Raw genomic sequence first — 13,408 nt, 5'->3', positions numbered from 1 at the left:
CTTCACAAAACAACTCTTGGACCAAATGTATCTGGCATAACACCTTTTGGTAACTTGCTACTTCTTTTTTTTCCGCATCTCCGACAACGGCCATTGATATTCCACTACATAAGGCTTGATTTTTGGTAGATCAACTTTTTTATGAATAATACTATGCTTCTCCTTAAGTTGACCATTTCCCCTAAACGCTATTAGCTTCCTTAAAACTTACATTAATGCCTATTTTGCCTAAACTGAAGCGTCTTTTCCAATTTTTTCTAGCATCAACTCAGCAGCTTTTTGTTCAGCAATCTTTTTACTAGAAGCACATGCAGAAACTTTACCATAATCTCCTATGCAAACTGATATAGTAAATTCAGGATTGTGCGCTGGTCCAGTTTGTTTTACAAGCTCATACTCTGGTAAAGGCAATTTGTTTTTCTGAGTCCACTCTTGCAGTGAGGTTTTAGGATCTTGAGGGGGGTCAAGCATGCCTTTAGCTAACTTTTCCCAATATTGGATAATAAATTTTTCAACATTTTCAAGCCCGCCATCAATATAAATTGCACCTATTAGTGCTTCAAGCGAGTTTTCTAAATTTTTTAAGTTACACCTCCCTCCATTGCAGCGTTCACTATTATTCATGATGATAAAGCTGCCTAATTTTATTTCTTTAGCAACATTAGCAATGGTGTTGCCACAAACTAAATCCGTCTTTCTTTTTGCCAATGCTCCTTCTTTTTCTTCAGGAAATAGTTTAAACAGTGTGGCAGATACGACCATATTCAAAACACTATCGCCCAAAAACTCTAGTCTTTCGTAGCTTACAATCTGGTTTTTGCTATTCCTTTTATTTACGCTTGGGTGAGTTAGTGCCTCTTCTAATATTGCATAATTTGTAAATTTATAATCAATGATCTTAGATATTGCATCATTCAAACTCTTCATACCCATTATTTAAAAGAATAACACTTCCTACCACACCTTTATACCAAAGAATTAGTTTTGTTTTATTAAAATAATACCAACAACTTCCAAAATATACAGTTTAATAGACTTCTTGCATAACCATTATTTGAATAATGATTCATCGATGTCATTCCGGCGTGTGACGCTGGACCAGTGTCGGCTACTTAGGTGACAGAGAAGATGTCTAATGTATACAACCCACCACCTCACTAATGTTACTAAATCCATCTCTCCTTATTAGTTCTGCAAGTTCTAGATTAATTTTGTTTACAACTTGAGGTCCGTGGTATATGAGAGCAGTGTACAACTGCACCAAAGAAGCTCCTGCCTTTATTTTTTTATATGCATCAGCACCACTTGAGATTCCTCCGCATCCTACCAACAATATTTTGCCCTTAGTAAGTTTGTATATATCGCTCAATAACTCGGTTGAAAGTTTAAACAGCGGTTTGCCACTCAACCCACCACTCTCGTTGTGGTGGGAATGTAAGTTATTCCGACTGATCGTAGTGTTGCTCACTGTTAATCCGTCAATCTTATATTCCAACACAAGCTCAGCGATATTTTCTTTCGTTTGCTGATCTATATCTGGTGAGATTTTTAATATTATTGGTATGGATTTAGAATTATCAATTGATTTCCGGGTTAGAGTTACGGATTTCAACAATTCCGATAATTCTTGCTTATTGTGCAGATTGCGTAAATTAGGCGTGTTTGGGGATGAGATGTTCAGCACTATATAATTGCTTTTTCCATATACTATCTTTATTAAGTCAACATAATCGCTGATTTGGTCCTTTGATGTACTATTTTTTCCTATGTTGATGCCAAAAATGCAGTCATCAAGCTTGGTTTTATCTATTTGTTTAAGAAAGTAGTCTATTCCTTTATTGTTAAATCCCAATCTGTTAATTACCCCTTGATCTTTAATTAACCGAAAAATTCTTGATTTTTTGTTTCCATATTGTGGATTACGAGTTACAGTACCAGTTTCAATAAATCCAAAACCAAATGAAAGCATAGGCCTTATAACTTCTGCATTCTTGTCAAAACCTGCAGCCAGACCCACGGGGCTTCTGAGCTTATTACCAAAAAAATTCACACTCAAAGATTCTGGTAGCTCTATAGGTTTTCTATAAGGCATTTTCTTTAATGCCATAATTGCCAAAGAGTGAGCAACCTCGGGCGGTAGTAAAAACAATAAATCACGTAATATCATTTTGTAAAACACTTTGCTTATTTTTAGTTTATTTTTTACCATGAAACGCTATAAGAGTATAACCATAACTTGAAAAGAAATTGATTTTACTTATGAATAATTTTCTCTATAGGTTACACACTTAAAGCTACTGTTGAATTGAGCAACTTTTACAAGATATAGAAAATGAAAGAGGCCGGGACCGGAATTGAACCGGTATAAAAGGATTTGCAGTCCTCTGCATAAGCCATTCTGCCACCCAGCCGTTTTTTATGTGTAGATATCCATTATATCTTTTAGCATAGATAAAGCTTCCTCCCTTTTGCGTTGGAAAGTGTTACGTCCAATGATTGAACCATTACCACCACCCTGCTTAATTTCTTTCGCTTCATTGCATATGTCATTCACTGATTTCGACTCGCCACCAGAAAAAACTACTATTCTTTTTCCTGCAAAACAAGATCTTTTAACATATTCAATTCTTTTAGATAATGATTCAATATTTTCTGTTTCTATTTTCTCCCTTTCCAAATATTTAGTTGGAAGTTTTACTTTTATTATATTAGCGCCAAGCAAAGCTGCCATGTGTGCAGCATAGGCAATAACATCAACCGCTGTTTCACCTTCTTTGGAAATTCCTTCACCGCGTGGATAAGACCATAACACTACTGCAAGCCCATAAGATTTGGCTTCAGCTACGATTTCACGGGCTTCTTCCATCATATCGAAACACTTAGCAGAACCAGGATATATAGTAAATCCAACAGCCAAGCAGCCCAAACGCAGTGCATCTTTCACAGAAGAGGTTATTGCTTGATCAGAAGTCAGATTCTTCGAATGTAAGGAGTTGGAACTATTAAGTTTCAAAATAAGTGGGAGCATTCCAGCATAAGTTGAAGCACCAGCTTCAATCATACCAAGTGGAGCAGCATATGCACTTACTCCCGAATCAACTGCAAGCTGAAAATGATAATGTGGGTCATAAGCATCAGGGTTAACTTCAAAACTTTTTATTGGCCCGTGTTCAAACCCTTGGTCTACAGGGAGAATTACTAATTTGCCAGTGCCGCCAAGCTTTCCATGCATGAGAATACGAGTAAGATTTGCTTTTACCCCGGGGTTTTCACTTTCGTAGTGGTTTAAGATTTGTCTTATTTCTTTACTCATTAACGCTATGAAGTTCATTTAAAGTATAGCAAAAACCACAGTTGAAGCAAAGATCTTTTTATGGTTCTTGTCCTGCAGGTGTACCTAAAGATGTAACGTTAGGATTGGTGGTGTGCTGTTGTGGCTTTTTTTGGATTAAATCTCTAAAATACATTTTGACAATAGGAAGAACAAGTGGCATAAGCACTAGGCTCTGTGGACAAAATTTTAGAGAAGCCATACAAGAGCTCCAACAAAATTGAGAAAACCAATAAAAACCTCAGCAGTTTTATCAAATCTGGAAAAAATGCGCCTAAAATTTTTAATTTTACCAAAAAAACACTCAATCAAATGACGTTCTTTGTAGATATGCTCATCGTAATACCTTTGCACTTTTCGATTCCGTTTTGGCGGAATAACTACTGTACATCCCTTGTCTTCAAGACTTGTAACAAAGGCATTGCTATCGTAGCCCTTGTCAGCTACTACAGTAGAGTTATAGATACTTTCGGTCAACACTTGTGCCTGCGTAATTTCATTTCTTTGACCAGGAGTCAGAGTAAATTTAAGTGGATTTCCAAGTGCATCGACAAGCGCATGTATTTTAGTTGTAAAGCCACCTTTGCTCCTCCCTAAAGCTTCTTGATCCTTGGAGTTTTTTGTATATCCAGATGAACATGGATGGGCTCGGATGATCGTACCGTCGATTATAGCAACTTCTAAATCAGGCTCTTGTTTAGTATATTCAAGCAATTTTTTCCAGACATCTCTTTCACACCATCTTTTAAATCGCTTATGTATACTCCTGTAATTACCATAAGTTTTTGGTAAAAGTCTCCATTGGCAACCACTTCGCACTATGTACCACACTGCCTCTATGAATATTCTTAAACGTTTTTCATCTTTGCTGTGCATTCCTTTTACGCTTTTTATGAACTCTAAAATTTGTTTCCAATTTTCCTCTTTGATGTAATATTGCATATGGTAGTTTCTCCATTTTTTACCTATTAGACTAAACTACCATCTTTTTCTCTCTTTTCATATTTTTTGTCCACAGAGCCTAGTTAAACTTGCCACTATAGCCTCATTAAAAAAGGCAATTATACTATAAATCCAATACTCAAGCAAGAATTTAAACTATATCAAAAGCAATTTTATTTTCTACTCTATTCATATAGATTCTTAGCTTCTTTCCTTTTATTAATTTACGATTCAGTATTTCTTCCGCTAAGTAACTTTTTATCTCTTTTTCAATAAGTCTCTCTATCGGACGTGCTCCCATTTCCTTACTATAACCCATTTGTACAAGATAAGATTTCACTTCATCCTCTACTAAGCAGTTTATGCCTTTTTGCGTCAGTTGCTTTTTCAGTTCTAGGACAAATTTATCCACAATATGCAAAATCACATCCGTACTTAAGTCAGAAAAAGAAATAATCGCATCAAGACGATTACGAAATTCAGGGCTAAAAACCTGTTCTATCGCTTTTTCGCTATCACCAATGTTAAAATTTTTATGCCCAAAGCCAACAAAACTTTTGCTGCGTTCAGCTGCTCCTGCATTAGTTGTCATAATTAAAATTATATTGGAAAAGTTAACTTTACGTCCGTAAGTGTCTGTAACACAACCATAATCCATAATTTGTAGCAATATATTATAGATATCGCTATGGGCCTTTTCAATTTCATCAAGCAACACAACACTATATTGATTGTTAGATACAGACTCTGTGAGTAATCCACCCTGATCATAACCTACATATCCAGGAGGAGAACCAATCATCCTTGATATCGTATGAGACTCAATGTATTCGGACATATCAAAGCGTATAAGATTCATGCCCATGCTTTCTGCTAATTGTTTTGCTAGCTCGGTTTTACCAACACCAGTTGGCCCTGCAAAAAGATAACTTGCTAAAGGTTTATTGTAATTTCTTAACCCAGATTTAGCAATTTTAATAGAATTAACAAGAGATTCTATTGCCTGCTCTTGGCCAAAAATCACCTTCTCTAGATTAGCTTTTAAAGATTTTACTTTCTGTAAATCATCAGATTCAGATCCACAAGGCACATTTGTAATTCTAGTAATGGTATTCTTAATATCTCTACTATTTACAATTTTACCCCTGTTTCTTAGCAATTTACAATATGCCCCTGCCTCATCAATAACATCAACCGCTTTATCAGGTAATATTCGCCCAGTAATATACTTATGCGAAAGTTCAGCCGCAGACCTAATGGCATTTTTTGTATAATATACTCCATGATACCCTTCATAGTAGTGCTTTATACCATCTAGTATCTTTATCGTTTCATTAACAGAAGATTCTTTAACATTAATTTTTTGAAACCTTCTCGCTAGTGCTTTATCTTTTTCAAAACTAGCGCTGTATTCTCTATATGTAGTTGCACCTATACAACGCAGTGTACCTCTTGCAAGCGCAGGTTTGAGTAGGTTACCTGCATCAAGAAAGCTACCACTTGTAGAACCTGCTCCAATGATAGTGTGTATTTCGTCAATAAAAAGGATCGCACCTGGTTTTACCTCAATTGCTTTTATTATAGATTTTATTCTCTCTTCAAAATCACCTCTGTAGCGTGTCCCTGCAAGGAGTGATCCTAAATCCAAAGCATAAATTATACTGGACCTGAGTGCACTTGGAACACTGCCTTCAATGATCTTGAGTACCAAACCCTCAACTATTGTTGTTTTGCCAACACCTGGGTCTCCAACATATAAAGGGTTGTTTTTTCTACGCCTCAATAATATTTCTATAGTGCGATTTAACTCATAATCACGACCAATAACATAATCTATTTTTTTGCTTCTTGCATAGTCATTTAAATTTTTACAATAACTTTGTAGAATTTCCTCATCTTTTAGTAGCTCACCTTTATTTACTGTAGTAGGAGCGTCATTATTTTTATCAAGTTTTACTTTATGATTGGTGGTGTATTCATCTATATCGTTAGAGTATTTCATATTAGATATATGGTAAATCAAATTGGAATCTTTCGCATTTTGTTTCTGCAATAGATTTTCAACGTATAAGTCTTGCCTAGACAAAATTTCTACTAGAACATTTGCTCCATTTATTTCTTTTTTTCCCAAGCTATGAGCCCGTATTATTGCTCTGTGTATTATGCATTGAAACATTGAGCTAGGTTTAACTCCACTGATAATCAATTCAGAACTGCTTTGTAAAAACCCTTTTATATTATTATTATAATCATTAGCCTTAATATTGCACCTTGATAGAATGTTATCCATATTTATGATTTCATCGGCTCTGATATTACATCTTGATAAAACGTAATTTACATCCACGTCTTTAGTTAACGCCAGCAATAAATGTTCTACTTTTGCATATTTAAGATTAAAATTAGAAGCAATGAGTAGTGCTCTATTCAAACTTGCCTCTAAGTTTTTGGAAATCATCTCCTATTCTCTTTAAAAGTGGGAACTCATATATAATGAATAGCACACAATTATTAAAAAAATTGAAATCCAGCAGTTCGCTGTAGCCAATTTGAATCCCCACTATGGATCTACGTCACAGCACCGCAACATCTCAGCATAGATTCCGCTAATGAGTAGTGGAATGACGAGTTTTACGCTTATCAAGTTGTAGGTAAATCCTATTTAATACGCTTTTTCTAGTACTCTGCTTTTCTTCTTAAATGCATTGATCTTTTTTCTACCGTATTTAGTCTTTAACGTATTTGGCCTTTTAAAGACCTTTTTGCTGTTACGTTTTTTAAATTGCACACTACAATCAAAATTTAGCTCTCCTTCTTTGTCTGCCAGTGCAGGCAGTCTTCTCTTATCTTGAGGTGTAACAAAAGATATCGCATACCCTTCAGCTCCAGCGCGTGCAGTTCTACCTATACGATGAATATAGTCAGCTTGCGATTGTGGTGCATCATAATTGATAACATGTTGAATGTGGGGAATATCAAGGCCGCGAGAAGCAACATCTGTTGCAACCATGATTTGATTACGGCCACGACGAAAAGAATTAATGACCCTTTCGCGCTTGTGCTGCCTTAAATCACCATGAATTGCTAAAGCGCTATAGTCATCTTTGTGCAATCTGTTAGCTAGCTGATCCGCTCCTCGCTTTGTTTTGACAAAGATAATGATTGATCCTTCGCGCTGACATAGTTGTGTAACAAGCTTTTCATATTTTTCTGATTCTGATGCATAAACAATTTCTTGCTTAATTTTTACAGAAGTTGTAGCCTCACAATCAACAGAAATACGTTCTGGTCGATTAAGGTACTTCTCAGCAAGTTTTACTATATCTCCAGGAAGAGTTGCAGAAAACATAAGAGTTTGCCTTATTTTAGGCAAATGCTTCATAATTTCTTCAATCTGAACTCCAAAGCCCATATCAAACATACGATCCGTTTCATCAAGCACAAGAACGCTAACATTGCGAGTAATCAAAGTTTTACGCTCAATATGGTCTATAATACGACCAGGAGTACCTATTACAATTTGTGGTTTTTTCTGAAGCTGATTTAGCTGCCTAAAAATAGGCTCACCACCAATCAACAAAGCGACCCTTAGTGCAGAATTTTGAGATAAGAGTTTTCTTATCTCATTTGTTACCTGATGCGCAAGCTCTCTGGTTGGCACGATGACTAAAGCTGAACCAGTGTTAGGCTCATTCAGCAACTTAGCAACCAACGGAATAGCAAATGCTAAAGTTTTTCCAGTCCCCGTTTGAGCAGATCCGAGAATATCTTTACCTTGTAGCGCTAAGGGAATCGCTTGTATTTGAATCGGAGTTGGGACGAAAAGATTATTTTTATCTAGAGCTTGTCTAAGCGAAGCTGGGAGACCCATCTCATGAAAATTATTCACAATACGTTAATCCTGTTAAAAGACTTCATAATAGATTAATCTTCCAATCTTAAATTTATTGCAGATTTTTTATCTTCTCCGTTTCTACCGCGCTCCTCTTTAACCTCATAACTCACCCTTTCTCCTTTTATTCCCTTCTCTTTATTCTCTCCTTTAAGTGCCTCAGGTCTTATTCCCGAACGTTCCAATGTGCTAATATGTACAAAAACGTCACCCCCTTTACCTTCTGGCTTGATGAAACCATAGCCTTTTTCGGCATTAAACCATTTTACATTACCAAATTCCATTTAAACAACTCCTAAATTATTAACTAACATTACTAATGTGATGAAAAACTTTGAAATTACGATTGAGAATGCTTTAAGCTTAGCTATTGAAACTAAACCTTTATACTCCATAGTCTATTCTTAACATTACATGACAATAATACACAATTGTTGTACTTGATGCAAATAAATTTTTTAATCGTTAAGCGAACCTGCAACCGTCATTTCGCTAACTTTAATCGTTGGTGAATTAAATTGCCCACAAAAAGTTAGATCATCTGCAACGACTAAATTGCTAAACATATCCTTCAAATTGCTAGCAATGGTAATCTCATGTATTGGATACGTTATTTTTCCATTTTCTATAAAAAATCCGGAAGCGCCTTGGCTGTAATCGCCATTGATTACATTGACACCAAAACCAAATAAATCAGTTACATATATTCCCTCTTTCACTTCCTGAATTAATTCTTCAAACGATACATCACCATTCTCAATGTAGAGGTTACTAGCTGCAGGAATAACTGCAGCATTACTTGCACGAGTTGCACTTCCGGTTGTTTCTGAGTCTAATTTTCTAGCCGAGTATAAGTCTAAAATCCAATTTTGTAATATTCCGTTTTTTACAAATATATTTTTCTTGCTAGTTATCCCTTCTCCATCAAATGGTCTCGATGCTATGCCTCTTGGCAACAATGGATCATCGATAATGTTAATTCTATCATTGAAAATCTGAGCGTTTAAACTACCCCTCAAGAAAGAACTGTTGCTTATAATACTGCTCCCATTTATAGCAGAAGCAAAACTTTTTACTAGCCCTTTTGCTGCTCTTTTTTCAAAAATAACTGGAAATTTACCAGTTTTCATTGTACGTGAATTCAATTGATCAACTGCTCTTTTTGCTGCTTCTTTTCCCATTAACTCTGGCAACTTTAAATCACTAAAATTACATGCTATATCATAATCGTAACCAACCTTCATTTCACTTTCTCTTCCAGCAACAACAGAGACCTGATTAGCAAAGGTTGATTTACTAAACGAGCCAATAAAACCAGAAACAGTCGATAATACTGTATTCACTAAAGCGTATGAAGAAGAGGCTCCTTCAGAATTAGTGATACTCTTATGTGCAAGGGCTGAATTTTCTGCAGCTTCAGCAATTTCTTTTAGGTTATCAACGGTTACAACATTATTATCTGAGATACTTAAATCTGCAGAAGAGATATAATTACTACCATTTACAGCAAAATTAATGCAAGGATCTTCTGGCGCATTCTTTGCCATTTCTACCACTTGACTTACCGTATCACTAAGATTATTCAAATCGTTTGTAGAAATATACGCAGCTTTGTTTTTACCTGCTATAGCTCTGATTCCTACAGTGCAATTTTTAGATTGTGATATTTGCTCAATTTTTGATAGACGCTGAGAAACTGAAGTCTTATTAGTTTCATATATTGTAACTTCCGCGTCTTGATTCTGCTTTTTTATTAATTTAGTGATATCTGCTGCAATATTTAATATATTCATTTTCTATTCCTTAGATTTTTATAAAGACTCTGCACCACCTATAACTTCAATTAAATCAGTTGTAATTGCTGCTTGACGAGAACGATTATAAAGCAATGCTAATTTGTTCAGCATCTCTTTAGTGTTTCTGTTTGCTGATTCCATAGCAACCATCCTAGCACTATTCTCACTTGTTGCACTTTCAAGCAAAGCAGAGTAAAGAGCAATTACAACGTAATCTTGAACCAAAGATTTTAAAATAAATTCAATATTTTGTGGTTCATACTCATAGCCGTAATCTATTGTTGGACCAGCCAGAGAGCTATCAATCAAGGATGAGTCTTTACTCCATGGTTTTATTGTTTCCAACATTGGTTTTTGCGTGAAGGTATTATAGAATTTACTATAAAAAACTTTAACTTTATCGTATTTACTTAAATCTATACCATCAACCAAAGCTTCTACGTGCTTTAACGTGATTCCCTTACTATTTTCAATTTTTAAGATACTTTTAGAGTCAAATCTATTTTTACCTACATCAAAAGCTTTTTTACCAAGAAATACAATATCTACTCTTTTGCCATTTGCGATTGACTTATTTACACGCTCTTGACTAAATTTGACAATAGAAGAGTTAAAGTTGCCGCACAAGCCACGATCAGACGCAACAATGAATACTAGGTAAGAACCGTCGTTACTGACATTTAGAATTTTTGCCAGTAATTCTTGATCAACTGATAGCATTAATGAAGAAATAATGTTATGCAGCTTAGATACATATAATTTTGAATTTAATAACTTCTTTTGGCTTTGTAACAACTTTGCTGCAGAAACCATTTGCATTATTTTCGTGGTTTTCTGTACAGATTTAATATTCTTAATTCTTAAGGATAATTCCTTTAAGCTCTTCATTTTGTATACAACCCTGATTTATTAAAATATATAACTGTTAGTGTCTAAAAGCAAGTTTTTTTGACATTAAAACCAAGTCTAGCTAAGAAACTTGCAGGTTTATTGTTTGGAGATAAGGATTATATTAAGAAAGTGCTCTAACTTCAGCAATATCAATGTGAAAGTAGCCTAATGGTAATTTCTACACTTTGTGGAATTTTATAATATATAATAAACACAATTAAAACTATTACAACTTGAATACTTATGATCCCATTGTTCTAGGCTCTGTGGACAAAAAATATGAAAAGAGAGAAAAAGATGGTAGTTTAGCCTAATAGGTAAAAAATGGAGAAACTACCATATGCAATATTACATCAAAGAGGAAAATTGGAAACAAATTTTAGAGTTCATAAAAAGCGTAAAAGGAATGCACAGCAAAGATGAAAAACGTTTAAGAATATTCATAGAGGCAGTGTGGTACATAGTGCGAAGTGGTTGCCAATGGAGACTTTTACCAAAAACTTATGGTAATTACAGGAGTATACATAAGCGATTTAAAAGATGGTGTGAAAGAGATGTCTGGAAAAAATTGCTTGAATATACTAGGCTCTGTGGACAAAAAATATGAAAAGAGAGAAAAAGATGGTAGTTTAGCCTAATAGGTAAAAAATGGAGAAACTACCATATGCAATATTACATCAAAGAGGAAAATTGGAAACAAATTTTAGAGTTCATAAAAAGCGTAAAAGGAATGCACAGCAAAGATGAAAAACGTTTAAGAATATTCATAGAGGCAGTGTGGTACATAGTGCGAAGTGGTTGCCAATGGAGACTTTTACCAAAAACTTGTGGTAATTACAGGAGTATACATAAGCGATTTAAAAGATGGTGTGAAAGAGATGTCTGGAAAAAATTGCTTGAATATACTAAACAAGAGCCTGATTTAGAAGTTGCTATAATCGACGGTACGATCATCCGAGCCCATCCATGTTCATCTGGATATACAAAAAACTCCAAGGATCAAGAAGCTTTAGGGAGGAGCAAAGGTGGCTTTACAACTAAAATACATGCACTTGTCGATGCACTTGGAAATCCACTTAAATTTACTCTGACTCCTGGTCAAAGAAATGAAATTACGCAGGCACAAGTGTTGACCGAAAGTATCTATAACTCTACTGTAGTAGCTGACAAGGGCTACGATAGCAATGCCTTTGTTACAAGTCTTGAAGACAAGGGATGTACAGTAGTTATTCCGCCAAAACGGAATCGAAAAGTGCAAAGGTATTACGATGAGCATATCTACAAAGAACGTCATTTGATTGAGTGTTTTTTTGGTAAAATTAAAAATTTTAGGCGCATTTTTTCCAGATTTGATAAAACTGCTGAGGTTTTTATTGGTTTTCTCAATTTTGTTGGAGCTCTTGTATGGCTTCTCTAAAATTTTGTCCACAGAGCCTAGGCTCTGTGGACAAAAAATATGAAAAGAGAGAAAAAGATGGTAGTTTAGCCTAATAGGTAAAAAATGGAGAAACTACCATATGCAATATTACATCAAAGATGAAAATTGGAAACAAATTTTAGAGTTCATAAAAAGCGTAAAAGGAATGCACAGCAAAGATGAAAAACGTTTAAGAATATTCATAGAGGCAGTGTGGTACATAGTGTGAAGTGGTTGCCAATGGAGACTTTTACCAAAAACTTATGGTAATTACAGGAGTATACATAAGCGATTTAAAAGATGGTGTGAAAGAGATGTCTGGAAAAAATTGCTTGAATATACTAGGCTCTGTGGACAAAATTTTAGAGAAGCCATACAAGAGCTCCAACAAAATTGAGAAAACCAATAAAAACCTCAGCAGTTTTATCAAATCTGGAAAAAATGCGCCTAAAATTTTTAATTTTACCAAAAAAACACTCAATCAAATGACGTTCTTTGTAGATATGCTCATCGTAATACCTTTGCACTTTTCGATTCCGTTTTGGCGGAATAACTACTGTACATCCCTTGTCTTCAAGACTTGTAACAAAGGCATTGCTATCGTAGCCCTTGTCAGCTACTACAGTAGAGTTATAGATACTTTCGGTCAACACTTGTGCCTGCGTAATTTCATTTCTTTGACCAGGAGTCAGAGTAAATTTAAGTGGATTTCCAAGTGCATCGACAAGTGCATGTATTTTAGTTGTAAAGCCACCTTTGCTCCTCCCTAAAGCTTCTTGATCCTTGGAGTTTTTTGTATATCCAGATGAACATGGATGGGCTCGGATGATCGTACCGTCGATTATAGCAACTTCTAAATCAGGCTCTTGTTTAGTATATTCAAGCAATTTTTTCCAGACATCTCTTTCACACCATCTTTTAAATCGCTTATGTATACTCCTGTAATTACCATAAGTTTTTGGTAAAAGTCTCCATTGGCAACCACTTCGCACTATGTACCACACTGCCTCTATGAATATTCTTAAACGTTTTTCATCTTTGCTGTGCATTCCTTTTACGCTTTTTATGAACTCTAAAATTTGTTTCCAATTTTCCTCTTTGATGTAATATTGCATATGGTAGTTTCTCCATTTTTTACC

14 protein-coding genes, 1 tRNA gene and 2 pseudogenes are annotated in these 13,408 nt (G+C 35.1%); 4 read left to right on the top strand and 13 right to left on the bottom strand.

Annotation, left to right across the window (positions count from 1 at the left end):
* Nucleotides 1-11: 11 nt before the first annotated feature.
* The 12 genes and pseudogenes from OPR60_RS06950 to atpG form a co-directional block, all read right to left on the bottom strand.
* Nucleotides 12-147 (bottom strand): annotated as a pseudogene (locus OPR60_RS06950) (IS66 family transposase); the annotation flags it as partial.
* Between the two features lie 81 nt (nucleotides 148-228).
* The gene (gene rnc, locus OPR60_RS06450; protein WP_065094445.1) at nucleotides 229-927 is read right to left on the bottom strand and encodes a ribonuclease III; all 699 of its coding nucleotides are present in this window, start codon (nucleotides 925-927) and stop codon (nucleotides 229-231) included.
* A 205-nt stretch (nucleotides 928-1,132) separates the two neighbouring features.
* Nucleotides 1,133-2,209 (bottom strand): quinone-dependent dihydroorotate dehydrogenase, encoded by a 1,077-nt coding sequence (locus OPR60_RS06445; protein WP_065094426.1) that lies wholly within the window; start codon nucleotides 2,207-2,209, stop codon nucleotides 1,133-1,135.
* A 130-nt stretch (nucleotides 2,210-2,339) separates the two neighbouring features.
* Nucleotides 2,340-2,411: transfer RNA gene (locus OPR60_RS06440), tRNA-Cys, on the bottom strand.
* A gap of 5 nt (nucleotides 2,412-2,416) precedes the next feature.
* Nucleotides 2,417-3,313 carry a class I fructose-bisphosphate aldolase gene (locus tag OPR60_RS06435; protein WP_065094425.1) on the bottom strand — a complete coding sequence of 299 codons (897 nt, stop codon included), beginning with the start codon at nucleotides 3,311-3,313 and terminating at the stop codon, nucleotides 2,417-2,419.
* Between the two features lie 58 nt (nucleotides 3,314-3,371).
* Nucleotides 3,372-3,533 carry a hypothetical protein gene (locus OPR60_RS06430; RefSeq protein WP_265040283.1) on the bottom strand — a complete coding sequence of 54 codons (162 nt, stop codon included), beginning with the start codon at nucleotides 3,531-3,533 and terminating at the stop codon, nucleotides 3,372-3,374.
* Nucleotides 3,521-4,273, bottom strand: a complete 753-nt coding sequence (locus OPR60_RS06425) for an IS5 family transposase (protein ID WP_265039632.1) — start codon at nucleotides 4,271-4,273, stop codon at nucleotides 3,521-3,523. Before OPR60_RS06425 ends, OPR60_RS06430 begins: the two co-directional genes overlap by 13 nt.
* Before the next feature lie 151 nt (nucleotides 4,274-4,424).
* Nucleotides 4,425-6,731 carry an AAA family ATPase gene (locus tag OPR60_RS06420; protein WP_065095378.1) on the bottom strand — a complete coding sequence of 769 codons (2,307 nt, stop codon included), beginning with the start codon at nucleotides 6,729-6,731 and terminating at the stop codon, nucleotides 4,425-4,427.
* A gap of 204 nt (nucleotides 6,732-6,935) precedes the next feature.
* Nucleotides 6,936-8,162 carry a DEAD/DEAH box helicase gene (locus tag OPR60_RS06415; RefSeq protein ID WP_265040282.1) on the bottom strand — a complete coding sequence of 409 codons (1,227 nt, stop codon included), beginning with the start codon at nucleotides 8,160-8,162 and terminating at the stop codon, nucleotides 6,936-6,938.
* A gap of 35 nt (nucleotides 8,163-8,197) precedes the next feature.
* Nucleotides 8,198-8,449 (bottom strand): cold-shock protein, encoded by a 252-nt coding sequence (locus tag OPR60_RS06410; RefSeq protein WP_006279919.1) that lies wholly within the window; start codon nucleotides 8,447-8,449, stop codon nucleotides 8,198-8,200.
* Nucleotides 8,450-8,623: 174 nt separating this feature from the next.
* Nucleotides 8,624-9,958 (bottom strand): TldD/PmbA family protein, encoded by a 1,335-nt coding sequence (locus OPR60_RS06405; RefSeq protein WP_065094421.1) that lies wholly within the window; start codon nucleotides 9,956-9,958, stop codon nucleotides 8,624-8,626.
* Nucleotides 9,959-9,976: 18 nt separating this feature from the next.
* Nucleotides 9,977-10,849: an ATP synthase F1 subunit gamma gene (gene atpG, locus OPR60_RS06400; protein ID WP_065094420.1), complete on the bottom strand. Its 873-nt coding sequence runs from the start codon at nucleotides 10,847-10,849 to the stop codon at nucleotides 9,977-9,979.
* Nucleotides 10,850-11,192: 343 nt separating this feature from the next.
* Between atpG and OPR60_RS06395 the strand changes: the two genes are divergently transcribed.
* From OPR60_RS06395 to OPR60_RS06945, 4 genes and pseudogenes are all read left to right on the top strand, one after another.
* A complete protein-coding gene (locus OPR60_RS06395; RefSeq protein WP_264702399.1) occupies nucleotides 11,193-11,459 on the top strand; it encodes a transposase in 267 nt (88 codons plus the stop codon).
* A gap of 57 nt (nucleotides 11,460-11,516) precedes the next feature.
* Entirely contained in the window at nucleotides 11,517-12,269 is a 753-nt protein-coding gene (locus tag OPR60_RS06390) for an IS5 family transposase (RefSeq protein ID WP_265039745.1), read from the top strand.
* A 100-nt stretch (nucleotides 12,270-12,369) separates the two neighbouring features.
* Nucleotides 12,370-12,498: a hypothetical protein gene (locus tag OPR60_RS06385; RefSeq protein ID WP_265040281.1), complete on the top strand. Its 129-nt coding sequence runs from the start codon at nucleotides 12,370-12,372 to the stop codon at nucleotides 12,496-12,498.
* A gap of 12 nt (nucleotides 12,499-12,510) precedes the next feature.
* A pseudogene (locus tag OPR60_RS06945) lies at nucleotides 12,511-12,666 on the top strand (hypothetical protein); the annotation flags it as partial.
* Here OPR60_RS06945 and OPR60_RS06380 read toward each other — a convergent pair.
* The gene (locus OPR60_RS06380; protein ID WP_265039632.1) at nucleotides 12,632-13,384 is read right to left on the bottom strand and encodes an IS5 family transposase; all 753 of its coding nucleotides are present in this window, start codon (nucleotides 13,382-13,384) and stop codon (nucleotides 12,632-12,634) included. The pseudogene OPR60_RS06945 and the gene OPR60_RS06380 sit on opposite strands and share 35 nt — an antisense overlap.
* Between the last annotated feature and the right edge of the window lie 24 nt (nucleotides 13,385-13,408).

The sequence above is a fragment of the Wolbachia endosymbiont (group A) of Trypoxylon clavicerum genome (genome assembly GCF_947251665.1).
Classification (GTDB): domain Bacteria; phylum Pseudomonadota; class Alphaproteobacteria; order Rickettsiales; family Anaplasmataceae; genus Wolbachia; species Wolbachia pipientis.
Note: the sequence above shows the minus strand (reverse complement) of the source record. Positions and strands in the feature narration are given on the sequence as shown.